Annotated in this window: 30 protein-coding genes; 16 read left to right on the top strand and 14 right to left on the bottom strand. The window is 64.2% G+C overall.

What is annotated here, in order from left to right; genetic code table 11:
* Positions 1 to 30: 30 nt before the first annotated feature.
* The 3 genes from JQ573_RS36230 to JQ573_RS36220 all read right to left on the bottom strand — a co-directional run bounded on the left by JQ573_RS36230 (position 31) and on the right by JQ573_RS36220 (position 3,546).
* A complete protein-coding gene (locus tag JQ573_RS36230) occupies positions 31 to 1,659 on the bottom strand; it encodes a porin (protein ID WP_212319601.1) in 1,629 nt (542 codons plus the stop codon).
* 357 nt (positions 1,660 to 2,016) lie between these two features.
* Complete coding sequence (locus tag JQ573_RS36225; RefSeq protein ID WP_212319603.1) at positions 2,017 to 2,496, bottom strand: hypothetical protein; 480 nt, start codon at positions 2,494 to 2,496, stop codon at positions 2,017 to 2,019.
* A 66-nt stretch (positions 2,497 to 2,562) separates the two neighbouring features.
* Positions 2,563 to 3,546: an ATP-binding protein gene (locus tag JQ573_RS36220; protein WP_212319605.1), complete on the bottom strand. Its 984-nt coding sequence runs from the start codon at positions 3,544 to 3,546 to the stop codon at positions 2,563 to 2,565.
* A gap of 190 nt (positions 3,547 to 3,736) precedes the next feature.
* Here JQ573_RS36220 and yajC point away from each other — a divergent pair, with 190 nt between their 5' ends.
* Genes yajC through JQ573_RS36195 form a run of 5 tightly spaced genes read left to right on the top strand, consistent with a single transcriptional unit; the run spans position 3,737 to position 8,018 of the window.
* Positions 3,737 to 4,093 carry a preprotein translocase subunit YajC gene (gene yajC, locus JQ573_RS36215; protein WP_212319607.1) on the top strand — a complete coding sequence of 119 codons (357 nt, stop codon included), beginning with the start codon at positions 3,737 to 3,739 and terminating at the stop codon, positions 4,091 to 4,093.
* 40 nt (positions 4,094 to 4,133) lie between these two features.
* The gene (secD, locus tag JQ573_RS36210) at positions 4,134 to 5,729 is read left to right on the top strand and encodes a protein translocase subunit SecD (protein WP_092114010.1); all 1,596 of its coding nucleotides are present in this window, start codon (positions 4,134 to 4,136) and stop codon (positions 5,727 to 5,729) included.
* Between the two features lie 10 nt (positions 5,730 to 5,739).
* On the top strand, positions 5,740 to 6,768 hold the full coding sequence (gene secF / locus JQ573_RS36205) for a protein translocase subunit SecF (protein ID WP_212319609.1): 1,029 nt from the start codon (positions 5,740 to 5,742) through the stop codon (positions 6,766 to 6,768).
* Between the two features lie 6 nt (positions 6,769 to 6,774).
* Entirely contained in the window at positions 6,775 to 7,158 is a 384-nt protein-coding gene (locus tag JQ573_RS36200) for an Mth938-like domain-containing protein (RefSeq protein ID WP_212319611.1), read from the top strand.
* Complete coding sequence (locus JQ573_RS36195) at positions 7,155 to 8,018, top strand: phytoene/squalene synthase family protein (protein WP_212319613.1); 864 nt, start codon at positions 7,155 to 7,157, stop codon at positions 8,016 to 8,018. The genes JQ573_RS36200 and JQ573_RS36195 overlap by 4 nt, the downstream gene beginning before the upstream one ends.
* Before the next feature lie 97 nt (positions 8,019 to 8,115).
* Here JQ573_RS36195 and JQ573_RS36190 read toward each other — a convergent pair whose 3' ends face one another.
* From JQ573_RS36190 to JQ573_RS36175, 4 genes are all read right to left on the bottom strand, one after another.
* Positions 8,116 to 8,400 carry a DUF1488 family protein gene (locus tag JQ573_RS36190; protein ID WP_212319615.1) on the bottom strand — a complete coding sequence of 95 codons (285 nt, stop codon included), beginning with the start codon at positions 8,398 to 8,400 and terminating at the stop codon, positions 8,116 to 8,118.
* A gap of 75 nt (positions 8,401 to 8,475) precedes the next feature.
* Positions 8,476 to 9,579, bottom strand: a complete 1,104-nt coding sequence (locus JQ573_RS36185) for a serine/threonine protein kinase (protein WP_212319617.1) — start codon at positions 9,577 to 9,579, stop codon at positions 8,476 to 8,478.
* 5 nt (positions 9,580 to 9,584) lie between these two features.
* Positions 9,585 to 11,018 carry a methylenetetrahydrofolate--tRNA-(uracil(54)-C(5))-methyltransferase (FADH(2)-oxidizing) TrmFO gene (trmFO, locus tag JQ573_RS36180; RefSeq protein ID WP_212319619.1) on the bottom strand — a complete coding sequence of 478 codons (1,434 nt, stop codon included), beginning with the start codon at positions 11,016 to 11,018 and terminating at the stop codon, positions 9,585 to 9,587.
* A 214-nt stretch (positions 11,019 to 11,232) separates the two neighbouring features.
* Positions 11,233 to 11,385, bottom strand: coding sequence for a DUF1127 domain-containing protein (locus tag JQ573_RS36175; protein WP_016846063.1), 153 nt, complete (start codon positions 11,383 to 11,385; stop codon positions 11,233 to 11,235).
* Between the two features lie 733 nt (positions 11,386 to 12,118).
* Between JQ573_RS36175 and JQ573_RS36170 the strand changes: the two genes are divergently transcribed.
* Positions 12,119 to 12,406, top strand: coding sequence for a hypothetical protein (locus tag JQ573_RS36170; RefSeq protein WP_092114028.1), 288 nt, complete (start codon positions 12,119 to 12,121; stop codon positions 12,404 to 12,406).
* A gap of 131 nt (positions 12,407 to 12,537) precedes the next feature.
* Here the strand turns inward: JQ573_RS36170 and JQ573_RS36165 are convergent, their stop codons facing one another.
* On the bottom strand, positions 12,538 to 13,353 hold the full coding sequence (locus tag JQ573_RS36165; protein ID WP_212319621.1) for a lytic transglycosylase domain-containing protein: 816 nt from the start codon (positions 13,351 to 13,353) through the stop codon (positions 12,538 to 12,540).
* A 233-nt stretch (positions 13,354 to 13,586) separates the two neighbouring features.
* Positions 13,587 to 14,498 carry a DUF2189 domain-containing protein gene (locus JQ573_RS36160; RefSeq protein WP_212319623.1) on the bottom strand — a complete coding sequence of 304 codons (912 nt, stop codon included), beginning with the start codon at positions 14,496 to 14,498 and terminating at the stop codon, positions 13,587 to 13,589.
* A gap of 286 nt (positions 14,499 to 14,784) precedes the next feature.
* Here JQ573_RS36160 and JQ573_RS36155 point away from each other — a divergent pair, with 286 nt between their 5' ends.
* Positions 14,785 to 15,198 carry a DUF3597 domain-containing protein gene (locus JQ573_RS36155; RefSeq protein WP_092114034.1) on the top strand — a complete coding sequence of 138 codons (414 nt, stop codon included), beginning with the start codon at positions 14,785 to 14,787 and terminating at the stop codon, positions 15,196 to 15,198.
* A gap of 126 nt (positions 15,199 to 15,324) precedes the next feature.
* On the top strand, positions 15,325 to 16,116 hold the full coding sequence (locus JQ573_RS36150; protein WP_212319625.1) for a fumarylacetoacetate hydrolase family protein: 792 nt from the start codon (positions 15,325 to 15,327) through the stop codon (positions 16,114 to 16,116).
* Positions 16,117 to 16,127: 11 nt separating this feature from the next.
* Here JQ573_RS36150 and JQ573_RS36145 read toward each other — a convergent pair whose 3' ends face one another.
* A complete protein-coding gene (locus JQ573_RS36145; protein ID WP_212319627.1) occupies positions 16,128 to 16,400 on the bottom strand; it encodes a GNAT family N-acetyltransferase in 273 nt (90 codons plus the stop codon).
* Positions 16,401 to 16,500: 100 nt separating this feature from the next.
* Between JQ573_RS36145 and JQ573_RS36140 the strand changes: the two genes are divergently transcribed.
* The 5 genes from JQ573_RS36140 to JQ573_RS36120 all read left to right on the top strand — a co-directional run bounded on the left by JQ573_RS36140 (position 16,501) and on the right by JQ573_RS36120 (position 22,111).
* Positions 16,501 to 17,445 (top strand): tetratricopeptide repeat protein, encoded by a 945-nt coding sequence (locus JQ573_RS36140; protein WP_212319629.1) that lies wholly within the window; start codon positions 16,501 to 16,503, stop codon positions 17,443 to 17,445.
* A 184-nt stretch (positions 17,446 to 17,629) separates the two neighbouring features.
* A complete protein-coding gene (locus JQ573_RS36135) occupies positions 17,630 to 18,031 on the top strand; it encodes an SPW repeat protein (RefSeq protein WP_212319631.1) in 402 nt (133 codons plus the stop codon).
* Between the two features lie 226 nt (positions 18,032 to 18,257).
* Positions 18,258 to 19,898 carry an acyl-CoA synthetase gene (locus JQ573_RS36130; protein ID WP_212319633.1) on the top strand — a complete coding sequence of 547 codons (1,641 nt, stop codon included), beginning with the start codon at positions 18,258 to 18,260 and terminating at the stop codon, positions 19,896 to 19,898.
* Between the two features lie 4 nt (positions 19,899 to 19,902).
* Complete coding sequence (locus tag JQ573_RS36125) at positions 19,903 to 20,778, top strand: DUF296 domain-containing protein (protein WP_212319635.1); 876 nt, start codon at positions 19,903 to 19,905, stop codon at positions 20,776 to 20,778.
* A gap of 328 nt (positions 20,779 to 21,106) precedes the next feature.
* Complete coding sequence (locus JQ573_RS36120; RefSeq protein ID WP_092114046.1) at positions 21,107 to 22,111, top strand: hypothetical protein; 1,005 nt, start codon at positions 21,107 to 21,109, stop codon at positions 22,109 to 22,111.
* 21 nt (positions 22,112 to 22,132) lie between these two features.
* Here the strand turns inward: JQ573_RS36120 and JQ573_RS36115 are convergent, their stop codons facing one another.
* Both JQ573_RS36115 and JQ573_RS36110 read right to left on the bottom strand, forming a co-directional pair.
* Positions 22,133 to 22,324, bottom strand: a complete 192-nt coding sequence (locus tag JQ573_RS36115) for a hypothetical protein (RefSeq protein ID WP_212319637.1) — start codon at positions 22,322 to 22,324, stop codon at positions 22,133 to 22,135.
* Positions 22,325 to 22,450: 126 nt separating this feature from the next.
* Positions 22,451 to 22,858 carry a PaaI family thioesterase gene (locus JQ573_RS36110; RefSeq protein WP_212319639.1) on the bottom strand — a complete coding sequence of 136 codons (408 nt, stop codon included), beginning with the start codon at positions 22,856 to 22,858 and terminating at the stop codon, positions 22,451 to 22,453.
* A 177-nt stretch (positions 22,859 to 23,035) separates the two neighbouring features.
* Here JQ573_RS36110 and JQ573_RS36105 point away from each other — a divergent pair, with 177 nt between their 5' ends.
* The 3 genes from JQ573_RS36105 to JQ573_RS36095 all read left to right on the top strand — a co-directional run bounded on the left by JQ573_RS36105 (position 23,036) and on the right by JQ573_RS36095 (position 25,441).
* Entirely contained in the window at positions 23,036 to 23,803 is a 768-nt protein-coding gene (locus tag JQ573_RS36105; protein WP_212319641.1) for an AAA family ATPase, read from the top strand.
* A gap of 157 nt (positions 23,804 to 23,960) precedes the next feature.
* Positions 23,961 to 24,500: an SRPBCC family protein gene (locus JQ573_RS36100; protein WP_097672157.1), complete on the top strand. Its 540-nt coding sequence runs from the start codon at positions 23,961 to 23,963 to the stop codon at positions 24,498 to 24,500.
* A 2-nt stretch (positions 24,501 to 24,502) separates the two neighbouring features.
* Positions 24,503 to 25,441, top strand: a complete 939-nt coding sequence (locus JQ573_RS36095; protein ID WP_212319643.1) for a cytochrome D1 domain-containing protein — start codon at positions 24,503 to 24,505, stop codon at positions 25,439 to 25,441.
* Positions 25,442 to 25,508: 67 nt separating this feature from the next.
* On the opposite strand, the gene JQ573_RS36090 is transcribed toward JQ573_RS36095, so the two are convergent.
* Together JQ573_RS36090 and JQ573_RS36085 are read right to left on the bottom strand one after the other, a co-directional pair.
* Positions 25,509 to 25,913 carry a cytochrome c family protein gene (locus JQ573_RS36090; RefSeq protein WP_249132683.1) on the bottom strand — a complete coding sequence of 135 codons (405 nt, stop codon included), beginning with the start codon at positions 25,911 to 25,913 and terminating at the stop codon, positions 25,509 to 25,511.
* 77 nt (positions 25,914 to 25,990) lie between these two features.
* Positions 25,991 to 26,554 (bottom strand): hemerythrin domain-containing protein, encoded by a 564-nt coding sequence (locus tag JQ573_RS36085; RefSeq protein ID WP_212319646.1) that lies wholly within the window; start codon positions 26,552 to 26,554, stop codon positions 25,991 to 25,993.
* Positions 26,555 to 26,650 lie beyond the last annotated feature (96 nt).

Below are 26,650 nucleotides of genomic sequence, written 5' to 3'. Positions count from 1 at the left end.
GAGGCGCAAGCCTCCCCCGTTTTGTTTGATCTAGAAGTCGAAGGTCATGCCTGTCGTCACGGCGCTCGCCTTGTTGCCTGCGACCACGTTGTTGTTGGCGTCGCGGCCGCATATGCCATACCCATGACCGCTCACGCCGAGGCAGTAATGCGCGCCGGGGCCGTTGCGCAGGTAACTGCCGACAAGGTACCAGGTCGCAAACGGGCTGAAGTGGTACTTGATGCCCGCTGCATACTGGTCGGCGCTGCTGTCGAGCGTGTTGAGCGCAAAGTCGGCCGATCCCGGTGCCGGAGTGACGGTGTAGTTGTTGAAGACGCCGGTGCCGGGCGAGCCGGGTGAGGCGTTGGCGTGGGCCCATGACGCGCTGACGTCCCAGGCGCCGACGCTCTGGGTGGCGCTGAAGAAGTAGCCGTCGCGCGACCGCTCGTTGAAGTCGGCCACGGTGTTCTCGCGCCGCATCACCTCGTAGATGCCGTAGAGCTGCAGCTTGCCGATGCCGTCGTCGAGGCGATACCCGGCGCCGATCTTCGCGGCCCATTCGTTGGCGATGCCGACGGATCCCGGCGGAACGATCAGCACGCCGCCGTTGCTCAACGGCGTGACGGCTTCATCGCCGGTGCGGTTGGTGCCCTCATGCATCTCGTAGGCGGCGACGGCTGTGAACGGCCCCTGATTGTAGGTCAGCGAGGCGCTGTACAGGTTGCCATAGGAGCCGTCGGTGCAGCCTTCGGGCGCCGCCGTCAGCGGGAAGCCGCTGCCGCTGCCCCGCGCGGACGTGGCGGGGCAGTTGAAGTCGCCGAGTGCGAAATCGCTGTTGTCCTTTGCGGTGTTCTGCCCGGGCGAGATCATCAGCGTGGTCTGGAAGCCGTTCCAGACCGGCGATTCGTACCAGAGCGCATGGGCCGCACGCCAATCGAACTCCGCGCGCAGGTCGCCGCCGGTATTGCCCATGATCGAGTTGTAGTCGCCGAGCGTCGCCGAGAACGGATCGAACTTCGATGTGGCTTTCTTGTAGGGCGTATCCGATTTGCCAGCCTTGATCGTGCCCCACGGCGTTGCCATCCCGATGAAGCTGTCGCGCGTTCCGAGCGCGGCACGCTCGGTCGGAACCGCGGCGACCTCGACGAGGGATTCAAACTGGGCGACGGCAGCCCACCCGGCGAAGCCATACGGCGCGAGATCGTGACGCGCGTGGACACCGAAAAAGGTGAGGTTGCTTGCCACACCGAACTTGGTGCCCTGATCGAACACGCCGGCGTTGAAGACGTCGCCGGATAGATCCACGTGGCCGTAAAGGGTGACGGTGGTGTTGTCGACGAAGGCGTTGCCACCCGGCGCCTTGCTGTAGAGCGGCGCGCCTCCGATGCTGACGACGGCATGTTCGGGAGCCGGTGGCTTCGGGGATGGCGCGACGCCGGCATGCTGCACCGGGTTGCCCTTTGGCGTTGTGGTTGCCGCAGGGGGCGCGGCGCTGCGACTTGTGATGTTGTTCACGCGATCCCGGAGCTGTGCATTCTCCTTCGCGAGCTTCGCATTGTTTCGTTCGAGCGCATCCAGACGCGCCATCACGTCGTCGAGCGTTGCTGCCTGCACCGGCTGTTGCGTGAGCGCCAGGCCGATCGCCGCGAGCGCGGTTCCGGCGAGAAGTCCCTTCTTCATCTAATCCCCCCTTTGTCAGAGCGCCTCAGCGGTGTGCTGAGGGTCACAAAGTGGAGGAACGTTAATGTATACCACACACCAGATACATGGATGCGGGCGAGCTAAGGCAGATAAACACCCGATGTGACTTAAATGGTACTATGATACTATTGCACTGCATCAATTTGTCGCATCTTAAATTTTGGAATAAGATTTGACTTACATGCATGTGATTGAATATCCGATCAAAAATCAAATCTAAAAATTAGGACAGCAATGCTGATATAAAATATTGCAGTGCAGAAACGCAAGTTTGGTTTGGAATAATGGATGCCAGTTTCTGCCGAGTTCGAAGCGAACTCGCGCTTGGCCGGAGACCTAGACTGGCTGCCAGGGGTCTCGCTCGTCTGAGAGACGCTCGACCATGTCGCTCAGGAATTGCGGCGGTCCAAACGCGTGCCAGTCCCCGTCCGATTGCAGCAGCAGCGGACGGCGCGCGTCGCGGCTAAAGGCTTCCAGCCACGCGCGCGCCTTGGCCTTCGGACGAGCGCCGATGGCAACCGCAACGTCGACCGGAATTGTGCGCCAGACAAAGCTTGCCGGAAGAAAGATGACATCGGATCTATCCGGGCGCATCCAGTCGGGCAGCGGGCTTGTCGGCGTAAGCCAGCCGCAGACGAATTTCCGGCACGGATCGACCGGACGCTCGTCGTAGATCGTGCATTTGCCGGCGCTGCTGAACGGGCACGGCTGCCCTGGATGGACGTCGTGGCCACGTATCCGGATTTTCAGCCAGCCATCGCAGCAAGCGGTGCACTCGCCACATTGTCTCGCAGTCGTGCTGGGTTCGGCCGGCATGCGTCGAGTGTACCCATGCCGCACCGAATCCAGAAGGCCCGCGGCTTGCCGGAGGTGCGGGGCGTACTAAGCCCCGCTCAGCCGCACGCCGAGTCGACCCGCGAGTTCCTGCGTGTACTGCCAGGCGACGCGGCCCGAGCGTGAGCCGCGGGTGGTCGACCATTCGAGCGCCTCGCGCTCGAGTTCGTCCTCTGCGATCCTGATGCCGTAATGGTCGCAATAGCCCTTCACCATCGCGAGATACTCGTCCTGGCTGCAGCGGTGGAAGCCGAGCCAGAGACCGAAGCGGTCCGACAGCGACACCTTCTCCTCGACCGCTTCGCCGGGATTGATCGCGGTCGAGCGCTCGTTCTCGATCATCTCGCGCGCCAAGAGATGCCGCCGGTTCGAGGTCGCATAGAGGATGACGTTCTCGGGGCGTCCCTCGATACCGCCTTCCAGCACCGCCTTGAGCGATTTGTACGAGGCGTCGTTGCCGTCGAAGGAGAGGTCGTCGCAGAACACGATGAAGCGGAACGAGGAGCTGCGCAGCAGCTCCATCAGGCCGGGCAGGCTCTCGATGTCCTCGCGGTGGATCTCGATCAGCTTCAGCCGGTCAGCCGGCTTGCGATCGACATTGAGGCTGGCATGCGTCGCCTTGACCAGCGACGACTTGCCCATGCCGCGGGCGCCCCACAGCAGCGCATTGTTGGCGGGCAGTCCGTTGGCGAAGCGCTCGGTATTCTCCATCAGGATATCGCGCATCCGGTCGACGCCCTTGAGCAGGCCTATCTCGACGCGGCTGACGCGCGGCACCGGGGCGAGCCGTCCGTCCGGATGCCAGACAAAGGCGTCCGCGGCACCGAACGACTCGGCCGGATCGGGGGCCGGGGAGGCGGCCGCAAGGCGGCTCGCAATGGTCTCCAGGGCGTTCGCGATCCGCTCGGCAGTGGCGCCGTCGAGCGGCATTACCGGGCGTTTTGTCGCGGCGTTTGCGGTACGCTTGGCGGCAGCTTGAGGGACGGTTTTGCGGGCTGTTTTACTGGTAGTTTTCTTGGCTTTTTTCGGCATTTGTCCAGTTCCTGACGGCGCAGCCTTATCGGGCTGGCGGCGGTCCCGCAAGCGCCCTAAATGAAGGTCCGTTAACGTTGCAATTGGGACCGCGGCCGCTATAGTCCGCGCGAATTTGTCCGGACCGCCATACCGCCCCGAACCCGAGGGCACTGCCGGTCCTTTCCCGTCTTATCCGAGGATCGTCCGAATGCTGATTACTCCTGCGTTTGCTCAGGCTGGAGCTGGCACTGATACCAACAGCATGTTGATGTCGCTGCTGCCATTCGCGCTGATCTTCGTCATCATGTACTTCCTGATTCTGCGCCCGCAGCAGCGGAAGGTGCGCGATCATGCCGACCTCGTGAAGAACATCCGCCGCGGCGACACCGTGGTGACCACCGGCGGCCTCGTCGGCAAGGTGACCAAGGTGGTCGACGACGACCAGATCGAGTTCGAGATTTCGGACGGCGTTCGCGTGCGGCAGATGCGCCAAATGATTTCGGGCGTGCGGACCAAGGGCGAGCCGGCGAAGGGCGATGCCAAGGACGAGGCGTCCGCGAGCTGATTGCCGCGGAGCCCTTTGCCGAATCTGACAGGTCAATTCGATGTTGTATTTCACGCGGTGGCGAGCGCTGGGGATTATCCTGACAGCGCTGGTGGTCTGCCTGTGCGCCGTGCCCAATTTCTTCCCCGAGGCGCAGGTCAAGACCTGGCCGGCCTGGGCGCAGCGGCGCCTCGTCCTCGGCCTCGATTTGCAGGGCGGCTCGTATCTGCTGCTCGAGGTCGACGCCAATTATGTGAAGAAGGAAAAGCTCGAACAGGTTCGCGACGATACAAGGAAGGCGCTGCGTGACGCCCGGATCGGCTTCACCGGAGGCATCACGATCCGCAACGACGCCGTCGAGGCCCGGATCGCGAAGGAAGCCGATGTTCCGGCGGCGCTGGCGAAACTTCGCGAGATCGCGCAGCCGATCGGCGGCTTGCTCGGCTCCGGCGGCCAGCGCGATGTTGATGTGACGGACGCGGGCGGCGGCTTGATCCGCCTGACCGTGTCGCAGCCCGCGATGATCGAGCGGATGCGCAAGACCATCGAGCAGTCGATCCAGATCGTCGAGCGCCGCGTCAACGAGCTCGGCACCGTCGAGCCGTTGATCCAGCGTCAGGGCACCGACCGCATCCTGGTGCAGGTGCCGGGCCTGCAGGACCCGACCCATCTGAAGGAGCTGCTCGGCAAGACCGCGAAGATGGAATTCCGCATGGTCGACACCACGGCGTCGCCCGATCAGGCCACGGTGCCGGCGGATTCGGAGCGGCTCGTGAGCGCGTCGCCGCCACCGGTTCCGTACATTGTGAAGAAGCAGGTGCTGGTTTCCGGAAGTGAACTCTCCGACGCCCAGCCCGGCTTCGACCAGCGCACCGGCGAAGCAATCGTCAGCTTCAAGTTCAATACATCGGGCGCCCGCAAGTTCGCTCAGGCGACCGCCGACAATGTCGGCCAGCCGTTTGCGATCGTGCTCGACAACAAGGTGATCTCGGCACCCGTGATTCGCGAGCCGATCACCGGCGGACAGGGCCAGATCTCCGGCAGCTTCACGGTGCAGTCGGCCAACGATCTGGCGATCCTGATGCGCGCCGGCGCGCTGCCGGCGCCGCTGACCGTGGTCGAGGAGCGCACCGTCGGTCCCGGCCTCGGTCAGGACTCGATCGAAAAGGGCGAGCTTGCGGCCTATGTCGGCTCGATCCTGGTCATCGTGTTCATGCTGATCACTTACCGGCTGTTCGGGGTGTTCGCCAACATCGCGGTGGCCATCAACGTCGCCATGATCTTCGGGCTGCTGTCGCTGCTGAACGCCACGCTGACCTTGCCCGGCATCGCCGGCATCGTGCTGACGGTCGGCATCGCGGTCGACTCCAACGTGCTGATCTACGAGCGCATCCGCGAGGAATTGCGCGGCGGCCGCAACGCGATCTCGGCGATCGACGCCGGCTTCAAGCGGGCGCTGGCAACCATCCTCGATTCCAACATCACCACCTTCATCGCCGCCGCCGTGCTGTTCTACATCGGCACCGGACCGGTGCGCGGCTTTGCCGTGACGCTCGGCATCGGCATCATCACCACGGTGTTCACCGCCTTTACCTTGACGCGCCTGATCGTCGCGGCATGGGTGCGGTGGAAGCGGCCGCAAACCGTGCCGATCTGAGAGGCCTATTGTGACTCATACCGTTCTGATTGGCCTTGGCATCCTGATCGCCGTGCTGACCGTGGTCGCGGCGCTCGGGCTGATGCCGGCGCTGCGCATCGTGCCCGACGACACGCATTTCGACTTCACGCGCTTTCGCCGCATCAGCTTCCCGATCTCGGCGCTGCTCTCGATCGTTGCGATCACGCTGTTCTTCACCCACGGCCTGAATTTCGGCATCGACTTCAAGGGCGGTACATTGCTGGAGGTACGGGCCAAGTCCGGCACCGCCGACATTGCCGCGATGCGCACGACCTTGAACGGCCTTGGCCTCGGCGAGGTGCAGTTGCAGCAGTTCGGAGGTCCGGCCGAAGTCCTGATCCGCGTCGCCGAGCAACCCGGCGGCGATCAGGCACAACAGGACGCGGTGACGAAGGTTCGCGGCGCGCTCGGCGATTCCGTCGACTACCGCCGCGTCGAAGTGGTGGGACCGCGTGTCTCCGGCGAATTGCTCGCCTACGGCATGCTCGGCCTGATGCTCGCGATCGTCGGCATCCTGATCTATCTCTGGTTCCGGTTCGAGTGGCAATTCGCGCTCGGCGCCATGATCGCCAACGTCCACGACATCGTGCTGACGATCGGCTTCATGTCGATCACCCAGGTCGACTTCGATCTCACCAGCATCGCGGCGCTGCTGACGATTCTCGGCTACTCGCTCAACGACACCGTCGTCATCTACGACCGCATCCGCGAGATGCTGCGGCGCTACAAGAAGATGCCGATGCCGCAGCTGCTGAATGAATCGATCAACTCGACGCTGTCGCGCTCGATCATCACCCACGTCACCGTGACGCTGGCACTGCTCGCGCTGCTGCTGTTTGGCGGCCAGGCGATTCACAGCTTCACCGCCGTCATGATGTTCGGCGTGGTGCTGGTCGGCACCTATACCTCGATCTTCATCGCGGCACCGATCCTGATCTATCTCGGCGTCGGCACCACGCGGCGCGACGCCGCCGACGATGAATCGGAGAAGAAGCCGAACGCGGCAGCCAAGAAGTAGCCGGTCATGAGCAACTCCTCGGACGCTCCCCATCTTCCGAGGTCGGCGCCGATCGAGGCCTACGGCAAGGGCGGCTTCGCGTTTGCCGATATGTCGCACCGCGGCTCGCTGCTGTGCCTGCCCGATGCGATCTGGGCCTGGCCGGTGACGAGGCCGCAGGACATCGACGAATACGCGCTGCAGAAGGTATTCGCGGCCGCCAATGCGATCGACACGCTGATCGTCGGCACCGGCACCGAGGTCTGGGTGCCGCCGAAGGGCCTGCGCGAAGCCCTGCGCGCGGTGCGGGTAGTGCTCGACCCGATGCAGACGGGCCCCGCGATCCGCACCTACAACATCATGCTGGGCGAGCGGCGTCGCGTCGCGGCGGCGCTGATCGCGGTGCCATGAGCACGACGGAGGCGCCGACCGACGGCGCGGCATTCTGCGCCGATCTGGTGCGAACCCATGACTTCGTGCGCTACGCGTCGACCTTGTTCATGCCGGGTCCGGAGCGCCGGGCGCTGCTCGCGATCTACGCCTTCAACATCGAAGTCTCGCGCGTGCACGAGCAGGTCAGCCAGCCGCTGCCCGGCGAGATGCGGCTGCAATGGTGGACCGACATGCTGGCCGGGACCGGACACGGCGGCGTCGAGGGCAATCCGGTCGCAGCGGAGCTGCTGTATGCGATCCGCAATCACCGCCTGCCGGTCTCGCCGTTCTCGCTCCTGGTCGAGGAGCATCAGTTCGATCTCTACAACGACCCGATGCCGTCGCTGGCCGCGCTCGAGGGCTACCTCGACGCCACGGCATCGGCGCTGTTCGCGCAAGCCACGCGCGTGGTGGCGCGGCCATCGGAGGCGATCGATCACCTGGCCCGTCATGCCGGCCTCGCGCAAGGCATGGCGCAGGTCATCGCGGCGCTGGGCCGCGATGCCTCGCGGCAGCAGCTGTTTCTGCCGGTCCAGCTGCTGCAGCAGCACGGCAGCAGCAAGGAGGAGGTGTTTGCCGGCAAGCCCACGCCGAACATCGGTGCTGCGATCGATCAGCTTGCGGACGAGGCGCAGGGCCATCTCAAGACCGCATTCGGGCTGCTTGCGGATGTGCCATCCGGCGTGAGGCCGATCTTCCTGCCGCTCGCTCACATCAGGCGCGAGCTGAACCGGGCAAGGAGGGCCGACTACGATCCGTTCCTGCCGAAGCCGGCGTCGCGCCTGCGCACGCTCTGGACGTTGTGGCGAGCTGCGCGCACCGAAGAGTTCGGTCGCTAGAGCATGATCCGGAAAAGTGCGAAGCGGTTTTCCGAAAAGATCATGCTAAAACAAGAATCTAAAGCGCGATGACGATTCAACGCAATCTCATCGCGCTTTAGCTCTGTTCCTTCGAGATGTGCTTGGTGAAGATCCGGATCGTCGCGCCTTTGACCACCGGGCCGCTGTCAAAGATGTCGGATGCGATCATCTCGATCGCGTCGCGCAGCGCAATGAACTGCGCCTGCCGGGCCAGGCTCGGTGTTCCGCGCGTGCCGGCCAATTCGTCCATTGCGGCGTCGCTGATCTGACATTCAATTTCCTGATCGCCGTGCATCATGGTGAATCCGAACGCCAGGCGTTCGGAATCATATCCCCCGATACGGCCACGGGTGAGTGGCATTAAGCTTGTCCCTTGAGCGCGCTAGCCCTCACAAGATTGGCGCTTCGAGCTGCGTTTGTCGAGAGTGCGCGCGCTTCAGCGCGCCAGCCGATCCATCTCGGCAACTTCGAAATTGAAGCGATCGCGCAGATTCTTGCGTTGCTCGAGGATGTCCTTGAGGAACTCGCGATCGGCGTCGCTGCGCATCATCGGTTCGATCAGGTCGATCTGGTTCATGGCGACGAGCTGCAGGATTTCGGTGCGTGGCTTGCCGGCCGCATCGCGCGGCAATGCATGCACGATCTGGATGTGTTCGGGCGGCTTGACGCCCTTGGCCGCGGCAAGCTCGTTGCGCAGCGTCTTTTCCAGCGCGGACTGGTCGGCCTCGACGAAGGCGTAGAGCCCGACGCCGACGCGCCGGTCGGCAAAGGCGACGATCGCGGTGTCGCGCACGTCGGGATTCCTGCGGATCAAATCGACCAGCACCGGCGCGTCGTTGACCAGCCGCCGGCCGCCGCCCTCGCGGTCGGTGAAGTTGAATATGCCGCGGGTGATTGCCTGATAGACCTTCTTGCCGGTCTTGAGCCAGACGCTGGCGACCGCGGACTTCTTCGCGAGCACCTTGCGCTCCATCGGCGTCAACGCCTCCGGCGCGTAGCTGCGCTTGTGCTTCAACAGATGCCGCAGATCCTCATAGGCCGCGATGCGGAACAGCCGGCTTCGGGTCTTGAAGCAGGCAGCAAGCTGAAAGTCGGTGAGGTAGGCGCGGCTGTCGCGGCCGACCAGCCAGTTCTGCTCCTTGGCGAGGTCGTTGTGGCAGATGCCGGCACGATGCAGCTTGCGTAACGCGGCCTTGGCGGAACGGAAGTAGGCGACGTCGCCATGCGGCTTCGCCAGATGCAGCGCCGCGCCGTCGATGAAGCCGCGCACCAGCGCGCGCCTGCCTGCCCACAACAGCTTGGGGCCGACGTCGAGATCGCGCGCCAGGGTCAGCGCGCGGCGTTCGCGCGAGAACAGATGCAGCGCCACGGCGAACGACCAGAACGGCACCTGATCGAGCCGGCGCAGCACGCCTTCGACCTCGCCGTCATCGGTCCGGAAGCGGCCGCGCTCGACGGTCGAGAACACGTCGCGCTTGAGCAGCACGCCCTGGCTCCATCGCGCCGACAGGGTGGCGTCGTCGTCTTTCGGCAAGCTCATGACTGTCAGGCCGCTGCCGCAACGCGCAGGTGCTCTGCGATCCAGTGGTCGAGGTCGGCGAGTGCCCGCGCGCTGATCGCCTGCTTCTTGGCGACCGTCTTCTCGTTACCGCGCAGCCGCGAGCCGTCCGGCTTCTTGGTCGGAGGGCTGGCCAGCGGCGGGAACAGACCGAAATTGATGTTCATCGGTTGGAACGAGCGCGAACCGGCGTCGATCGTCTCGATATGGCCACCGGTGATGTGGCCGAGCAGCGCGCCGAGCGCGGTGGTGGCGGGCGGTGGCGTCAGCGCGGTGCCGCGCATGTCGGCGGCAGCGCAGAGGCCCGCAATCAGGCCGACGCTGGCCGACTCGACGTAGCCCTCGCAGCCCGTCATCTGGCCGGCGAAACGCAGCCGCGGCTGCGCGCGCAGGCGCAGCTGGCTATCGAGCAGCTTCGGTGAATTCAGGAAGGTGTTGCGATGCAGGCCGCCGAGCCGGGCGAACTCTGCATTCTCGAGGCCCGGGATGGTGCGGAACACGCGCTGCTGCGCGCCATGCTTCAGCTTGGTCTGGAAACCGACGATGTTGTAGAGCGTGCCGAGCTTGTTGTCCTGCCGCAGCTGGACGATCGCATATGCCTTGACCGTCGGATTGTGCGGATTGGTCAATCCCACCGGCTTCATCGGCCCGTGGCGCAGCGTCTCCTGACCGCGCTCGGCCATCACCTCGACCGGCAGGCAGCCGTCGAAATAGGGCGTGTTGGTCTCCCAATCTTTGAAGTCGACCTTCTCGCCGTCGAGCAGCGCCGCGACGAAGGCGTCATATTGCTCCTTGGTCATCGGGCAGTTGATGTAATCGGCGCCGGTGCCGCCGGGACCGACCTTGTCATAGCGCGACTGAAACCAGGCCACCGACATGTCGACGGAATCCTTGTGCACGATCGGTGCGATCGCATCGAAGAACGCCAGCGCATTCTCGTCGGTGAGCTGCCTGATGGCGTCGGCGAGCGGCGCCGAGGTGAGGGGACCGGTGGCGACGATCACGTTGCTCCAGTCGGCCGGCGGCAGGCCCGCGACTTCCTCGCGGCTGATCTCGATCAGCGGATGTTCGTTCAGCGCTTTGGTGACGGCAGCGGAAAAGCCGTCGCGGTCGACCGCCAGCGCGCCGCCGGCGGGCACCTGATTGGCATCGGCCGAGCGCATGATGAGGGAGCCCAGCCGCCGCATCTCTGCGTGCAGCAGCCCGACCGCGTTGTTGGCGGCATCGTCGGAGCGGAAGGAATTCGAGCAGACCAGTTCGGCGCAGCCTTCGGTCCGATGCGCCTCCGTCATTCGGTGCGGGCGCATTTCATGCAGGACGGCACGGACGCCGGAATTGGCAACCTGCCAGGCGGCTTCCGAGCCGGCGAGCCCCGCGCCCACGATGTGCACGGGTTGGGAAGAGGATTGATGCGGTGTCATCGCGCAGCGTTAGCGCGTTTTGATTCCATATGCATCTGAAACTGCAGCAGAGCGTTTTCAAGCGAAGTGGATACCGGTTCGCGTGAAGTAAACGCGTCAAACCCAGGACCAGAGGCCATCCAGTTCCGATGCCGTCGGAACGGGATGGGCTCTGAAACGAGAACGCCCGCTGTGGAAGCGGGCGTTATCCGTTCATCAGATGGCTTGCGGCCGATTAGCCGTTGTAGGTACCGGCGGCAACGCGCGGAATGTCCGAGCGGTCGAGGCCGATATCGGCCAGTTCGCGATCGCTGAGCTGGGACAGTTCGCTGACATTGCGCTGATAATCCCGGAAAGCCTGGATCATGCGGATGAGCGAGAGCAACATGGTAGTCTCCTAGTAATTCAGATTCAGCTTTTCAAAAGCCTCATCGTTGAAGTGAATATAGATGATATGGTGCGGCGCGGTAGTTCCAATGGTGCGATGCAGCTAGACCCAAAACGCATGGCGGCGGTAAGGTCTGGTTAACCGTTGGGCACTTGCCGAGCAGGTCTGTAAATGAAAGTTCCGTCGACACGTGGTATGTCGCAAAAATATTTCTGAAATCAAATGGTTGATAGAATTGCGGCAAGCTCGATCAGGTTGAATATATGGTAATTAAAGACCGCCCAATCAAGTTTTTCCGCGCCCTCGCTCACCGGATCACATCGATGTGTTCCATGCGTGATTCGCATGCGACAAGATGGCATTGAAATGATTTTTTGTTCATATGTTGGTGCGAGCGTCCATGAATGGGCGGAGCGTCAATCGGTCGCATTGACGCGAGAGGTAATTCGGTCCTCCGCGCTGTGCGGATCTCCGTCGCGTCCGGCGTGTCGCGTGGAATGCGCTGAGGATTATCGGAAATGCATTTCGATTGAAGTGAACGTTGGCAGCAAAGCTAATGCGGCGCCGCTTCCTTACCGACATGTAATCGAAACACTATGCAACGCATGCGCGATCCGCGTGCAGCGCTCATCACATTCGTATCGCGCGAAGTTCATTCTGAATGGCGCCGGGAACAGCGAATAATTGCGCTGCAGATTCCGCAATCACGCAGGGATCTGTCCAAGAACAAGAGATGGATCATCCCATGATTAAAACATTCATCGCCGCAGCCAGCATGGCTGCCGTTGCTTATGCTGTCGCTGCTCCCGCCCAGGCCGCTCATCGCCATCATATGGGCGTCGGCTGCAGCGGTGCCAATTTCGGCAAGACGGAAGCTGCCGTCGAAGCTATGGCCGACAATGAGGTCAAATTCGCGGCGGAGAAGGAAGTCTCGCTCGCCCAGGACGCGATGCTGAACAACAAGTGGGGCGCATGCGGCGCGCACCTTAGCAAGGCCGCCGAAGAGAGCATGGCGAAGTAAGCTTTTGATCATGGCATAAGGGCCGATTGCCTGGGGCAATCGGCCCTTTTTGATTCATCCCGGAGCGGGAGCGGTTCTGATCGAAGCGGAGCCGACGTGCGGGCTTCTCGCCGCTACGCAACTCCACCGCGCTACGGAGCCTTGGCGAGCTGGGTGGCGAAGTAGCCGATCGTCTTGGCGTACACCTCGCTCTTGTTCCATTGCTGGATAACCGCGAAATTCTCGCTGCCGGGCTCCCAGCCTTTGCCCTTCTTCCAGCCGTAGCTCTTCAGGAAGTTCGCCGTCGAGGCCAGCACGTCAGGCACGTTGTGTAAGAGGTCGCGCTTGCCGTTGCCGTCGAAGTCGACCGCGAACTTGATATAGGACGACGGCATGAACTGGGTCTGGCCGATCTCGCCGGCCCAGGCGCCGCGCATCTCCTGCGGCGCGAGATCGCCGCGCTCCACAATGCGCAACGCATCCATCAACTCGGCCTTGAACATGTCGGAGCGGCGGCAATCATAGGCCAGCGTCGCAAGCGAGCGCATGGTCTGAAACTTGCCGGTGTTGACGCCGAAATCGGTCTCCAGCCCCCAGATCGCGACCAGGATTTCGCCCGGCACGCCGTAGGCCTCCTCGATCCGCGACAGCACCGAACCGTAGCGCTTCATCATGTCGGAGCCACGATTGAGCCGCGGCGGCACCATACGACCCGAGAATTGCTCGAAGGTCTGGCTGAATACCTGCTGCGAATGGTCGCGCGCCAGGATCGCCTTGTCCTGCGTGACGCCACTCAAGCCGGCCTGGATCGCGTTCTGCGAAATGCCCTTCGTCACAGCCTCTTTCTTGAAATCGTCGAGCCAGGACTCGAACGTGCCCGTGCCGCATTGGGCGGCGAGCGCAGACGCGGTCGAGGTCAACAGCCACGCCCCGACGGCGAGCGTGTGAAAGGAAAAGCGCGAGGTCATAGGCAATTTCACTCCGGAGTCTGCGATGTCATCGATTGGTCGCGAAACCCGGCGGGTATGTTCGCGGCAACAGCGGCTAAAACAAGGCTCGTGATCGAGCCGTTTATCTCAGGCAATGCTGCAAATGCCACGCCAATTTCACACCCATTTGACGATCCGGAACGACAAACCGCCGGCCGAATATAATCGGCCGGCGGTTGCTTTGGCGTTTACGCGTTCGAGGTGACTGGCGCTTAGCCGCGATCGCTGCGCCGCCACGGGAACAGGTTGGCCGGGAAGTCGGCGGCGGGCTTGCGCTCACGCGGCTCGGGGATCACCGGCTGCGCGTTCGGATCCTTGACGATGACCTCGCGATAGAGATGCCAAGTGGCGTGACCGAGCAGCGGGATCACGACGGCGAGCCCGAGGAAGAACGGGATCGTGCCGAGCACCAGCAACACCGCGACGATCAGGCCCCAGGCCGCCATCGGCACCGGGTTCTGTGCGACGGCGCGCATCGACGTCACCATGGCTTCGCCGGCGGTTGCCTGGCGGTCGAGCATCATGGGGAAGGCGACCACGCTGATGCACAGCGCGACGAGCGCGAACAGGAAGCCGACGCTGCAGCCGACCACGATCAACCACCAGCCTTGCGGGGTGGTCAGCACGCGCTCGGCAAAATCGGGAATGTTGGCTGCGGTCTGATAGCCGAATACCGCGGTGTAGATCGCCTGTGCGGTGGCGATCCAGGTCACGAACAGTGCGAACAGCAACGTTCCGACCCCGAGCATCGCGCCGAATGACGGCGAGCGGAATACCTGCATGGCGTCCCATGCGGATGCCTCACCGCCGTCCTCGCGCCGACGGCTCATCTCGTAGAGGCCGATCGCGGCGAACGGGCCGAGCAGGGCAAAGCCCGCGGCCAGCGGAAACAGCAGGGGCAGCACGGAATAACCGTGCACGGTGCGCGCAAGCACAATGCCGAGCACGGGATAGATCAGACACAGGATGATGGCGTGGCTTGGCACAGCCTTGAAGTCTTCCCAGCCGAGACGCAGCGCTTGATGCAAATCGGACAGGCCGATGGTGCGGATAACCGGCGCAGATGCGGGACCTTGTCCGCTCTGCGTCATCGATGTGACATTGCCTTGGTATGGAGTGGCCATGGTCGTTGTCTCCCTCGGCGGGCGCATTCTGCGCCCGGCACGCGGGCACAAACGTACCGCCTCTCGAAGCGATCACGAGCAAGCCAGACGCGAAAGACAGAGCAGGGAACTGGCCGTGTCGCGAACTGTGCATTGAGGGTACTCCCAAACCGCGGCAAAAGCACTCACGCTTAGGTGAATGTCGCATTGGCAAGGTATTGAGGGAGCGATACACTTGAACTGCGATCTCGGTCAGCCGGCGCGTTGCCGCGTGGCCTTCACATCTCAACTCTCTTGGGAGCGAACGATGAGCATTTTCGGAAAAATCATGGGCGCGATCTTCGGCAGCAGCGCCAGCGCCGCGCCCGCCGGCGGAACGGCCACAAGCGCAGCTCCCGCCGGTGGATCCGGTAGCGCCTCGCCGTCGCCTGCCGCGGTACCCGCCGGTGCGGCGCCCGCGCAGTCCGTTGACGTCGCCCCCATCCTCGACAAGGCGGTAGCCGCGAAGGGCGAGAAGCTCGAGTGGCGGACTTCGATCGTCGACCTGATGAAGGCGCTCGACATCGACTCCAGCCTGTCGGCGCGCAAGGAGCTCGCCAAGGAGCTCGGTTACACCGGCGACACCAACGATTCCGCCAGCATGAACATCTGGCTGCACAAACAGGTGATGACGAAGCTCGCGGCCAATGGCGGCAAGCTGCCCCCGGATATCAAGCACTGACGGGATCATCATCCCGCACACGGCCAGGGCCCGCGCCAGCGCGGGCCCTTTTTTATGGACCGGTGAGCATCTATAGATCGGCGGACAAGAAGGAGAACGCCCATGAAAACTCCCAAGAAAACTCCCATGACTGATCTCGATCGCCGGACGATGCTTGCGACCGGCGCCCTCGCACTGGCCGGCGCCGCCGCGCAATCTGTGCCGGCCCACGCCGAGGCCGCGCCCAAGGCGATGTTTGCGGTCCCGGCCGTGACGATCCCGATCGTCGGCGCCACCGAGGTGTTCCAGGTCCGCCGCATCTACTGCATCGGCCGCAACTACGCCGCGCATGCGATCGAGCGCGGCTCCGATCCGAGCCGCGAGCCGCCGTTCTTCTTCCAGAAGCCGACGGATGCGATCCAGAATGTCGCGATCGGCACGGTCGCGGATCATCTCTATCCGTCGCTGACCAAGAACTATCATCACGAGGTCGAGCTGGTCGCCGCGCTGAAGTCCGGCGGCGCCAACATCCCCGCCGACAAGGCGCTCGATCACGTCTATGGCTACGCGCTCGGCCTCGACATGACGCGGCGCGATTTGCAGAACGGCATGGCCGCGGAGAAGAAGCCGTGGGAGATCGGCAAGAGCTTTGACCATGCCGCAGTACTCGGGCCGATCCATCCGGCTGATAAGACCGGCCATTTCACGCAAGGCGCGATCTCGCTCGCGGTCAACGGCACGGTGCGGCAGAGCTCGGATCTGAAGAACATGATCTGGAGCGTCGCCGAGCAGATCGCAAAGCTCTCCGAGGCATTCGAGCTCAAGGCCGGCGACATCATCTATTCCGGAACGCCGGAGAATGTCGGCCCGGTCGTCAAGGGCGACGTGCTGCTCTGCAAGCTCGAGGGCCTGCCCGACATGTCGATCAAGATCGTCTGACGAACGCGGCGCTAACCCGCAAGATCCGCGTATTCCGGATGCTTGTCGAGGTAGTCCACCACGAAGCTGCAGCCGGCGATCACCTTGTGGCCGTCGGCGCGGATCAGCTCCAGCGCGCCCTTGACCAGCTCCGATGCGATGCCGCGGCCGCGCAGGGCGCGCGGTGTCTCGGTATGGGTGATGATGACGGCCGAGGGCGTCTGCCGGTAATTCGCAAAGGCTGTGCCGTCCTCGGTATCGAGTTCGAAGCGCCTCTCGGCCTTGTTGTCGCGGACGGCAGCCATCGCAAAATCCCGGTTGATTCACTGGCCTTGATCTAAGCCCGTGAACCCGCCGGTGCAAAGCCGCGACCAACCCGCAAATTGGCATTTGTGGATTGACGAGATGCGCATTTTGGCCTGCCTGACCGCCGCATTGCTCGGCGCTGCGTTGACGCTGCCAAATCCTCCGCGAGCCGTCGCTGGCGATGATCCGAGCTGGCAGGCCTGCGTCGGCCTGACGACGGCGCCCGGCGACCGTGTGTCCGCCTGCACCACGGTGATCGACGGCAAGACCGAAACCGGCAGGCGGCTGGCCGGCGCCTATTGCAACCGCGGCCACGGGCTGACCGAGCAGCGCGAACTCGACGCCGCGCTCGCCGACCTCAACGAGGCGATCAAGCTCGATCCCGCCTATGCCTGTGCCTACACCAACCGCGGCCGGGTCTACGCCTTCAAGCGCGATCTCGATCATGCGATCGCCGATTACGACGAGGCGATCCGCATCGATCCGGCCTTCGCACTGGCCTACAACAATCGCGGCGATGCCTGGCTCAACAAGGGCGATCTCGACCGCGCGCTGGCCGATCTCAGCCTCGCGATCAGATACAACCCGCAGCTCGCCACGGCCTATGGCAATCGCGGCTTCGTCTATTACCGCAAGCGCGATGCGGCCCATGCGATCGCCGACTACACCACCGAGATCAAGCTCGAGCCCAACGCGCTCGCCTACATCAACCGCGGCAATGTCTATCGCGATACCGAGCAGCTCGACCGCGCTGCCGCGGATTACGGCGAGGCGGCGAAGATTGCGCCGACCGACGCACGCGGCTGGCGCAACCGCGGCATGATCCGGCTCTTCCAGGGCGACAACAAGGGCGGGCTCGCCGATTATGACAAGGCGCTGCAATACGATCCCGCCGACGTCTATTCCTGGAACAACCGCGGCCAGGCCAAGCTGCGGCTCGGCGACAAGAAGGGCGCGGCGGCCGATTTTCGCAAGGCGCTGGAGCTGCAGCCCGATCTGAAGTCCGCCAAGGAGGCGCTGGCGCGGCTCGGTGGGGCGCGCTGACGCGCGGTGCCGGGCGCCCTCGATCCTGCCGCATCGCACATACGCCGATCGGGCCTTGCGGGCCGATGCAATTCGATTAGGCTTGTTCCCAGACATACGCCCCCGGATGCGGCCCAATGGTCGTTTGGTACCGAGTGGTGAGGCCGGCCGCTGACGTATGCCCCTTGTCGCAAGGAGGTTCGTCATGTCGGACAATCGTTTCTTCGGCACACACCGCCCCTGGGAGGACTGGCTCGGCATGCTGCTCGGCGTGCTGATCATGGTCTCGCCCTGGTTTCCGATCCAGGTCAGCGACGTCGTCGATGTCGAGCGCAGCCACCTGGTGCTCAACAGCTTCGTGGTCGGCATGCTGGTGCTGGGCCTCGCCCAGCTCGAATATGTCGCGCTGCATCGCTGGGAGGAGGTGGCGAGCATCGTGCTCGGCCTCTGGCTGGTCGCGTCGCCGAACATCTTCGGCTACTCGGAAGACCAGGCGCTGCAGCTCTGGCACATCCTGCTCGGCGGGCTGGTCGCCCTGATCGGCGCCTTGCAGCTCTGGCAGGACTGGAACCTGAGCGAGCAGGACCTGGCCAAGCATCCGCAATAGCGGCCTCCGGCCAGGCATTGTCGGGCCAAGCATTGTCGGGAATGGCGGCCGCCGGCGCGGTAGCATCGTGCCGCGCCTGACGGGCCTTGCCGAGGCGCGCGGCTTGGCGATAAACCGGGGGGCACCAATCCCTTGCGGCGCTTGAAGACGCCCGGTTCTGACCGAGGAAACACCCGATGACCGTCCTGACCATGCTCTGTCTGTTGTGCGTATCGGCGGGGCGGCAATGAGCGGGACCGAGGTGACCGCGCCGCGCGGCGGGATCGCGCGGGTGTCGCGCCGGGTGATGAACCTCGCCTACATCCTGACCCAGAATGCCCGCCGCCACGGCGACCGTCCCGGCTTCATCTGGAACGAGAAGACCTGGTCGTGGCGCCATATCGACCAGAACGTCTCGGCGCTGGCGGCGGCGCTGGCCGCGCGCGGCATCGGCAAAGGCGACCGCATCCTGGTGCATTCCAAGAACTGCGATGAGATGTTCTGGTCGATGTTCGCGGCCTTCCGGCTCGGCGCGGTCTGGGTGCCGACCAATTTCCGCCTGATGCCGGACGAGGTCGCCTATCTGGCGGCAGCCTCCGGCGCCAAGGCGTTCCTGTGCCACGCCGATTTCCCCGAACATGCCAAGGCGGCCCTCAATCCCGCGCTCGAATTCGTCTGGCGGATCGGCGAGGAGGGCACGTTCGGCGAGGCAACCGTCGGCGACGTGATCGCCAAGCACGCAAGCGCCGCGGTCGAGAACACGCCGGTCGAGTACGACGATCCCTGCTGGTTCTTCTTCACCTCCGGCACCACCGGCCGCTCCAAGGCCGCGGTGCTGACCCACGGCCAGATGGCCTTCGTGATCACCAACCATCTCGCCGACCTGATGCCCGGCACCACCGAACGGGACGCCTCGCTGGTGGTGGCGCCGCTGTCGCATGGCGCCGGCGTGCACCAGCTGGTGCAGACCGCGCGCGGCGTCCCGACCATCTTGCTGCCGTCTGAGAAGTTCGACATCGCGGAGGCCTTCCGGCTGATCGCCAAATACCGCGTCAGCAACATGTTCACGGTGCCGACGATCCTGAAGATGATGGTCGAGCATCCCGCCGCCGACCAGCACGACCACTCCTCGCTGCGCTACATCATCTATGCCGGCGCGCCGATGTATCGCGAGGACCAGAAGGCGGCGCTGAACAAGCTCGGCGGTGTGCTGGTGCAGTATTTCGGCCTCGGCGAGGTGACCGGCAACATCACGGTGCTGCCGCCTGGCCTGCACGATCCCGAGGACGGACCGCATGCGCGGATCGGAACCTGCGGCTTCGAACGCACCGGCATGCAGGTTGCGATCCAGGGCGACGACGGAAGCGAGCTGAAGGCGCACGAGACCGGCGAGATCTGCGTGATCGGCCCCGGCGTGTTCGCCGGCTATTACGACAACCCCGAAGCCAACGCGAAGGCGTTTCGCGACGGCTGGTTTCGCACCGGCGACCTCGGCCACATGGACGAGGAGGGTTTTGTCTACATCACCGGCCGCGCCTCCGACATGTACATCTCCGGCGGCTCCAACATCTATCCGCGCGAGATCGAGGAGAAGCTCTTGACCCATCCCGCGGTCGGCGAGGTTGCCGTGCTCGGCGTGCCCGATCCGTTCTGGGGCGAGGTCGGTGTCGCCGTCTGCGTCGCGCGCGAGGGCACCGAGGCCGTCGCGGAGGCGGAGCTTGCGGCGTACCTTGCGCCAAAGGTGCCGCGCTACAAGATGCCAAAACGCTTCTTCTTCTGGGAGGCGCTGCCGAAGTCCGGTTACGGCAAGGTGCCGAAGCGGCTGATCCGCGACGAGCTCGAGGCGCGCGGGCTGCTCGAGGTGATTGCCAAATCGACGGGCGCGTGAGGCGATGCGCAGCATCGCCCAGCCCGGCGCTCCGATACCCGAGCGCATCCAATGGGTCGCCGCGCGCGGCCGCGCCTTTTCCTTCGTGCTGGAGGCCGGCATTCCCTTGCTCGACGCCGTGCGCCGCGGCTTTGCGACGGAAGGATTTTCCAGCGGCGTGCTGAGCGCCACGCGTGGAGCGCTCGGGCCGTTCGCCTATGTGATGCCGGCGCTGTCGAAGGACGGCGTCAACGCTGCGTTCTACAGCGATACGTTCCGTCCCGATGGCGTGACGCGGCTCAAGCTCGCGGCGCTGACTTTCGGCGAACGCGACGGCGCACCGTTCTTCCATTGCCACGGGTTGTGGACCGAGGCCGACGGCCGCTTCAACGGCGGACACATGCTGCCGGACGAGACCATCGTCGCCGAGCCGTTCGAGGTCAGCGCGTTCGGCATCGACGGCGCGACGTTTGTGGCCGAGCCCGACAGCGAGACCAATTTCAAGCTGTTCGGTCCGGTCGCCAGCGCGCCGCGCGGGGCGAAGGCCACGAGCCATGCTTTCGCGTTGCGGCTGCGGCCGAACCAGGATTTCGCCTGTGCGCTGGAGGGCTTCTGCCGCCAGCACGGCATTTTGCGTGCACGGCTGCATGGCGGCGTCGGCTCGACCATTGGCGCGGTCTTCAGCGATGGCCACAGCGTGGTGCCGTTCGCGACCGAGCTCGCGGTGATCGCGGGGCAGATCGGGCCTGACGCCAACCGTCGGGTGCGCGCCAGCCTCGACGTCGCGCTGGTCGACTATCTCGGCGGCATCGCCGAGGGACGCCTGGTGCGCGGCGACAATCCCGTGCTGATGACGATGGAGCTGGCGCTGGAAGTGCTGGAAGAGGCGGAGCGGCCGTAGGGGCGGGGTACACCCTTCCTCCACGGTCGTCCCGGCGTTCGCCAGAGTCGATATCGCGCCGCGTCCTCCGCTGTCGTCCCGGCCCCGGTGCGCAATTGCGCACTAGGCCGGGACGACAGCGAGTGTGTGGCGCCGCCTGTGAGACATACATCCGCAGTTTCGCGACATGTTGGGCTTCGCGGGAACCGGAGCCCGTATTCAAGCTGTTTCTGAAAATCTCTGCACGTTAGAATTGAGTTGATCGAGAAACGCCTTTATTGTTGCGTCATTGCGCCGACAGGAGCGAGGTCGGGTTTATTTTTGAGCGAGACATATTGGGGAAGAGACCATGGCCAAATTGCTGGTGGCGGGCGGTCTGTACGAGAAGGATGAGACAGGGCCGATGCGCAGGCGCTTCGCCGAAGCGCTTGGTCGACAGACGGTGCTGAGAGGCCATGCGCTGCTCGGTGGTTGCCGTACCCAGCTCGATCTCGTCGTTGCGCAAGCCGCCTCAGCCGCAGCGCAATCCAGGAGGCTGGATCCGAACAAGGTGATCCATTCCTGGGTCACCCGCACCACGACGCCGATCCACAGAATCGGCGAGATCACGCGGTCGCAGCTCGGCGACTGGTCCCAGGTCCCGCGCGGATTCGCGTTTCCCGAGCCGGTGCATGAATGCGACGCGATGATCATCATCGGCGGGTGGGACGGGACGCAGCACGCCGCAAGCTGGGGCCGGTTCGCGAACAAGCCAATCCTGGCGGTCGCGACATTCGGCGGCGCGGCGACGGACATCCATGTCGACGAACTGGCGTCGTTCGAGCGACGAGGGGTCTCGAACCTTTCGCGCGAGGATTACCAGGCCTTGAACCGCTTCATGACCGACGAGAACGACGAGGTGGTCGAGCAGTACGCGGCCGAGGTGGTCACGCTGGCCGAACGCGCGATCCTGTCGACCGAAGTGTTCGTCGTGATGTCGTTCGAGAACGTTCCGCACCTGACGGACGCCTACGCGACATTCGGCCGGGTCTGCCGCGAGAAGGGCTTCTCGGCGGTCAAGGTCGACAACCATCTCGACAGCAATGAACGTATCGTTCCGGCGATCTTTGCCGGCATTCGGCGTGCGGCCTTTGTCATCGCCGAGGTCAGCGGCGCACGTCCGAATGTCTTCTACGAGTTGGGCTTCGCGCGCGCCAGCGGCAAGGCCGTCATCCAGACGGCTTACGCGGGAACCAAGCTGCCGTTCGACGTGTTCGACGTGCCGACGCTGTTCTGGAGCGGTCAAAGCGAGCTGGAGGGCAAACTGAAGACCGCTATTGATCAGTTCATGGCCAAGCCCGGAAAGTTTATCTGATGCGACCGCGACGCGCCGGGTTCATCTGCGCTTGCGGACATGGATGTTGATGTCGAGGTCGATCGCGCTGACACAGGTCTGCTCGGTGCGGTGCGAGCCGCCCTCGTGCCAGTGGCCCTTGCGCAAGCTGATCGTGCTGACCTGGGCAAGCCGCAGGCAGCGCCATTGCGGCAGCTTGCCGGAGCTCTCGCCGGCGAACTGCCAGGCCAGCACGACCTCTTCACCGCTCTTGTTGTGGCCGGGCAGAGCTCGCGCGGCCGGCCGTCATAGATGCAGACCACCTGCTGCTCGGTGAGGACCGCTTTGCGGAACAGCATGTAGGCGCGGCTTGGCATGCGCTCATTCGTCGAAGACGCGGAAGACGGCCGCGGCCGTCACCAGCAGTCTGTCGTCGGCGAAGGCCTCAGCATCGACGAAGGCGAAGGTCCGCGTCACCTTCTTCACGGTCGTGCGGCCGATGATCCATGGACCAGGCGCGACGCCGCCGACGAAGCGGGTGTCCAGCGAAACGGTCGCGCATTTGCGTTTCGTTGCCATGAACACGGCACTGCCAAGGGCGGTATCGAGAAAGCCGAGGATCGCCCCGCCGTGAATGTAGCCGTAGGGATTGCCGTGCCGGTCGTCGCTCTGAAACCCCCATTCGGGCGCGGCGTCGCCGGTCTCGCGCCAGTAGTAGGGGCCATTATGGTCGATAAACCCTGGGCGGCTCGGCAGGAGCTTGAACCCTTCTGGAGGCGAGGTTGTCATTTCGGGAATCCCAACAAGGCTTGCTGATTCCGCGTCGTATGCGCGGGACGTTGAACCTAGCATTGTGCGCCGACGTGTGCGCCAGACCAGGCCGCGTGTTCCCGTTGTGTTCTTGACGGATTCACCTCTATCTGGGATCGTGGTTGGCGCCGCCGCAGAGTGCCGGAAGCAGAACGAATGGCCAGAGGACGACATCGCCCGATCAACATGCCCGCGCCGTATCTCCGGCGCGTCTGGCTCGATCCCGAGCACATTCCCAATCGCAACGCATATCCGTTCGTGCTGCCGCTGCTGCGCGACGAATTCGAACTCAGCTTCGACAAGGCGATCACCATCATCGTCGGCGAGAACGGCACCGGCAAGTCGACGCTGCTGGAAGGTATCGCAGTGATGGCGGGCTATGACGATGCCGGCGGCGGCAAGGGCTATCGCGCGGTCGACCACAGCAATGCCGTGGAGAAGATGGGCGGCTCGCTTGCGTCAGCGCTTCGCGCGAGCTGGCTGCCCAAGATCACCAACGGCTGGTTCTTCCGGGCGGAAAGCTTCTTTTCGGTCGCCCGCTATCTGGATCAGGCCGCGATCGACGTCCGAGACCTGCCGCCGAACTTCCTGTCCTATTCCCACGGCGAGGGCTTCCTGCGCTTTTTCGAGGAACGCTGCCAACGGCAGGGCATCTTCATCTTCGACGAGCCGGAATCCGCCCTGTCGCCGTCACGGCAGATTGAATTCCTCAAGCTGTTGCACCGGATGAACGGCACCGGCCACTGCCAGGTGATCATGGCCACGCATGCGCCGGTCCTGATGGCCTATCCCGACGCGACGCTGCTGCGGCTGAGTAAATACGGCCTCGAGCCGGTCAGCCTGCGCGAGACCGATCATTACCGGCTGATGCGCGAGTTCTGCGACGACCCGAAGGGGTTCGTCGAGGCGGCGATCGAGGATTGACGCCGATCCCGGCGGGCTTGTCTCCCGGGGAAGCCGGCGCAGGCGACTTCGCTCTGGTGCAAGAAGCCGGCCCACGATCTAGTCTAGAAGCTCGAACCATAAACTGCGGGATGCGCCAGGCGGCGCGGGGCCGACAGACATCGGGAGAGGAACAAGGATGAGGCTGACGATCGCGAAGGCTGGCGTGGTGGTGGCGGCATTGGCCGTATTGGGGGCCGCCTGGGCCCATGGGCCGACCCGCCAGAAGGTGCGGGAATCCATCGAGATCGACGCGCCGCAGGCCAAGGTGTGGGCCGTGATCGGCAATTTCCAGGACATGAGCTGGCTTGCCGGCGTCGCCAAGACCGAGGGCGAGAAGGGCAACGAGATCGGCGCCACGCGGCGGCTGACACTGGCGCCCGGCATTACCATTGACGAGGAGCTCTACAAATATGAGCCCGAGATGATGAGCTATTCGTACCGGATCACGGCGGTCGACGTGAAGGTGCTGCCGGTCACCAATTACTCCTCGACGCTGTCGGTGTCGCCGGCGCCCGGCGGCAAGGCGAAGCTGGAATGGGCCGGCGCGTTCTATCGCGGCTTTCCGAACAACGATCCGCCGCCGGAGCTGAACGACGAGGCTGCGGTGAAGGCGGTGAGCGAGCTGTACAGGGGCGGCCTGGCGGCGCTGAAGAAGAAGATCGAGAGCGGAAGCTGAGCATGCGCGCGGTCGCGCTGCTGGCGCTGCTCGCCGGCTTCAGCGGCGCGCGCGCCGAGGAGGCGTTCGTCACCAACCAGCTCAGCGACGATCTGACGGTGGTCGATCTTGCGACCTCGAAGCCAGTCGCGACGATCCCGATCGGCGGCAAGCCCGCGGGCATTGCGGTCAGCCATGACGGCCGCTTCGCCTATGTCACGAGCCCCGATGCCAAGGCTGTCACGGTGGTCGACGCGTCGGCGCGAATGGTGGTCGGCCGGATCGACGTCGGCGGCGGGCCGCTCGGCATCGCGGTGGCGCCCGACGGCGCGACCGTCTATGTCGCCGACTGGTACGCCGCCGCGGTGCGGGTGATCGATGCCAGGGAGCAGCGCGTCGTCGCCAGTCTTGCGGTCGGCGCATCGCCGTCCGGGCTGGCCGTGACGCCGGACGGGCGGCTGCTGCTCTCGGCCGACCGCGACGACGACAGCGTGTCGATAACGGACATTTCCGCGCACGAGCGGCGAGGGGTCGTGAAGGTCGGGACCCGTCCGTTCGGCGTCACCATCGATGCCGAAGGCAAGCGCGCCTACACCGCCAATGTCGGCTCCAACGACGTCTCCGTGATCGACATCTTAACCGCCCACGAGATCGGCCGCGTCCATGTCGGCCTGCGCCCCTATGCGGTGGCGCTGGCGCAGGGCCGCGGATTCGTCACCGACCAGTATGACGGCAAGGTCAGCGTGTTCGACCTCGCGACAATGCAGCCGATGAAGCGGATCACGGTCGGCGACTACCCCGAAGGCATCGAGGCAACAGCCGACGGCAAGCGCATCGTGGTCGCGAACTGGGAGAGCAATACGCTGAGCGTGATCGACGTCGCCGAGATGAAGGTGGTCGGTGAGGTCAAGGTCGGTGACGGCCCGCGCGCGTTCGGGGCGTTCCTGAGACGGACGGAGTAGCTGTGGCCGGTAGCCCGCATGAGCGAAGCGACATGCCGGCTCCTTCATCGCACGCGCGCTGCGAGATTCAGCGCGCGGTCTTCAGATAGGCAATGACGTCGGCGCGATCATGAGCGTCGGGCAGCCCCTTGAAGAACATCTTCACGCCGTGAACGTCGCCGCGAGGATCGGCGAGGTAGGTATCCAGCGCTGCTGCGTCCCAGGGGGTCTTCTTGCCGCGCATGGCGTCCGAATAGTCGAAGCCCTGGACCGACGCCGGCTGGCGGCCCACGATGTGCCACAGGCTCGGGCCGACCTTGTTCACGCCGACGTCGAGCGAATGGCAGTTCACGCAGGTGCGCTGGAAGATGGCCTGGCCCGCGATCGGGTCACCGTCCATCGCCCGGACCGGCGCGGGGGACGTTGCGAGCAAGGTGGCGGCGAGCGCAACGCTGCCGACAGAGCAGGCGGCGCCGAATTTCATTCCCATCATGAGAGTCTCCGGAAATGGATTGGATTGCAATCGGTGAGAATGTGGGTCGATGTGCCGGCAGCCGCCCGGCACGGTGACTAATGCCGCTCGGCTTCCGCCTCCTTCTCCAGCTCCATGATGTGGTTGCGCAGGACGTCGAACCGCGCTTCGGTCACATCGCTGAACAGCGGATCCTTGTGCGGGGAGCGGGCGGACGCGATTTCGGCCCAGTCCTGCGCCGTCAATACCTTGATCGCGGTCGGGAAGAAATCGCGGTCTTCCATCATGATGTGCCGCCGTTCGTGGGCCAGGAAATCGCGGATGATGGCGTCGACATTCTCGCGCGGAATCTCGGCCCCCGCGCGCACATTGGCGACGGCGTGCGCGACGCTGTGCAGGCGATCGGAGCCCTTTTGATGCTCGCGCGCGAGATCGCCGATTTTCGCGGCGGCGACCGGATCGCGGAGCTGGAGCCTAGCGAAGATCAGATCTTCCTGGCGGTGATGGTAAAGTTCTGTGTAGACCTCGAAATAGGCGATGATGCTGCCGATCACCTCGTAGTCCGGCCGGCCGGCGTGATCGAAGATATCCAGCTCGTGCTCAAGTACGGTAAGCAGCCGCTCGATATTGCGGTGTTCCCGGGACAGAATGTCGATGATCATGGCAGTGATCCACGCAGAAAGCTGAATAAATCAGTAGACGAAAAGACCGTCCCGGAGTTTGCGCTGGATCAAGGCGCAGCCGAATTTTCTTGACGG

Source organism: Bradyrhizobium sp. AUGA SZCCT0105 (assembly GCF_018129565.1).
In the GTDB taxonomy this organism is placed as follows: domain Bacteria; phylum Pseudomonadota; class Alphaproteobacteria; order Rhizobiales; family Xanthobacteraceae; genus Bradyrhizobium.
The sequence above is the reverse complement of the archived record's forward strand: the minus strand, read 5'-3'. Positions and strand labels throughout refer to the sequence as shown.

Coding starts and splice junctions, on each gene's coding strand:
- JQ573_RS36230 (WP_212319601.1), bottom strand. CDS start 1,659: ATGAAGAAGGGACTTCTCGCCGGAACCGCGCTCGCGGCGATCGGCCTG.
- trmFO (WP_212319619.1), bottom strand. CDS start 11,018: ATGACACCGCATCAATCCTCTTCCCAACCCGTGCACATCGTGGGCGCG.
- JQ573_RS36150 (WP_212319625.1), top strand. CDS start 15,325: ATGACTGATCTCGATCGCCGGACGATGCTTGCGACCGGCGCCCTCGCA.
- JQ573_RS36145 (WP_212319627.1), bottom strand. CDS start 16,400: ATGGCTGCCGTCCGCGACAACAAGGCCGAGAGGCGCTTCGAACTCGAT.
- JQ573_RS36155 (WP_092114034.1), top strand. CDS start 14,785: ATGAGCATTTTCGGAAAAATCATGGGCGCGATCTTCGGCAGCAGCGCC.
- JQ573_RS36175 (WP_016846063.1), bottom strand. CDS start 11,385: ATGTTGCTCTCGCTCATCCGCATGATCCAGGCTTTCCGGGATTATCAG.
- JQ573_RS36220 (WP_212319605.1), bottom strand. CDS start 3,546: ATGCCGAAAAAAGCCAAGAAAACTACCAGTAAAACAGCCCGCAAAACC.
- secD (WP_092114010.1), top strand. CDS start 4,134: ATGTTGTATTTCACGCGGTGGCGAGCGCTGGGGATTATCCTGACAGCG.
- JQ573_RS36130 (WP_212319633.1), top strand. CDS start 18,258: ATGAGCGGGACCGAGGTGACCGCGCCGCGCGGCGGGATCGCGCGGGTG.
- JQ573_RS36160 (WP_212319623.1), bottom strand. CDS start 14,498: ATGGCCACTCCATACCAAGGCAATGTCACATCGATGACGCAGAGCGGA.
- JQ573_RS36105 (WP_212319641.1), top strand. CDS start 23,036: ATGGCCAGAGGACGACATCGCCCGATCAACATGCCCGCGCCGTATCTC.
- JQ573_RS36170 (WP_092114028.1), top strand. CDS start 12,119: ATGGATCATCCCATGATTAAAACATTCATCGCCGCAGCCAGCATGGCT.
- JQ573_RS36135 (WP_212319631.1), top strand. CDS start 17,630: ATGTCGGACAATCGTTTCTTCGGCACACACCGCCCCTGGGAGGACTGG.
- yajC (WP_212319607.1), top strand. CDS start 3,737: ATGCTGATTACTCCTGCGTTTGCTCAGGCTGGAGCTGGCACTGATACC.
- JQ573_RS36165 (WP_212319621.1), bottom strand. CDS start 13,353: ATGACCTCGCGCTTTTCCTTTCACACGCTCGCCGTCGGGGCGTGGCTG.
- JQ573_RS36195 (WP_212319613.1), top strand. CDS start 7,155: ATGAGCACGACGGAGGCGCCGACCGACGGCGCGGCATTCTGCGCCGAT.
- JQ573_RS36095 (WP_212319643.1), top strand. CDS start 24,503: ATGCGCGCGGTCGCGCTGCTGGCGCTGCTCGCCGGCTTCAGCGGCGCG.
- JQ573_RS36085 (WP_212319646.1), bottom strand. CDS start 26,554: ATGATCATCGACATTCTGTCCCGGGAACACCGCAATATCGAGCGGCTG.
- JQ573_RS36185 (WP_212319617.1), bottom strand. CDS start 9,579: ATGAGCTTGCCGAAAGACGACGACGCCACCCTGTCGGCGCGATGGAGC.
- JQ573_RS36090 (WP_249132683.1), bottom strand. CDS start 25,913: ATGATGGGAATGAAATTCGGCGCCGCCTGCTCTGTCGGCAGCGTTGCG.
- JQ573_RS36110 (WP_212319639.1), bottom strand. CDS start 22,858: ATGACAACCTCGCCTCCAGAAGGGTTCAAGCTCCTGCCGAGCCGCCCA.
- JQ573_RS36190 (WP_212319615.1), bottom strand. CDS start 8,400: ATGCCACTCACCCGTGGCCGTATCGGGGGATATGATTCCGAACGCCTG.
- JQ573_RS36125 (WP_212319635.1), top strand. CDS start 19,903: ATGCGCAGCATCGCCCAGCCCGGCGCTCCGATACCCGAGCGCATCCAA.
- JQ573_RS36120 (WP_092114046.1), top strand. CDS start 21,107: ATGGCCAAATTGCTGGTGGCGGGCGGTCTGTACGAGAAGGATGAGACA.
- JQ573_RS36200 (WP_212319611.1), top strand. CDS start 6,775: ATGAGCAACTCCTCGGACGCTCCCCATCTTCCGAGGTCGGCGCCGATC.
- JQ573_RS36140 (WP_212319629.1), top strand. CDS start 16,501: ATGCGCATTTTGGCCTGCCTGACCGCCGCATTGCTCGGCGCTGCGTTG.
- JQ573_RS36100 (WP_097672157.1), top strand. CDS start 23,961: ATGAGGCTGACGATCGCGAAGGCTGGCGTGGTGGTGGCGGCATTGGCC.
- JQ573_RS36225 (WP_212319603.1), bottom strand. CDS start 2,496: ATGCCGGCCGAACCCAGCACGACTGCGAGACAATGTGGCGAGTGCACC.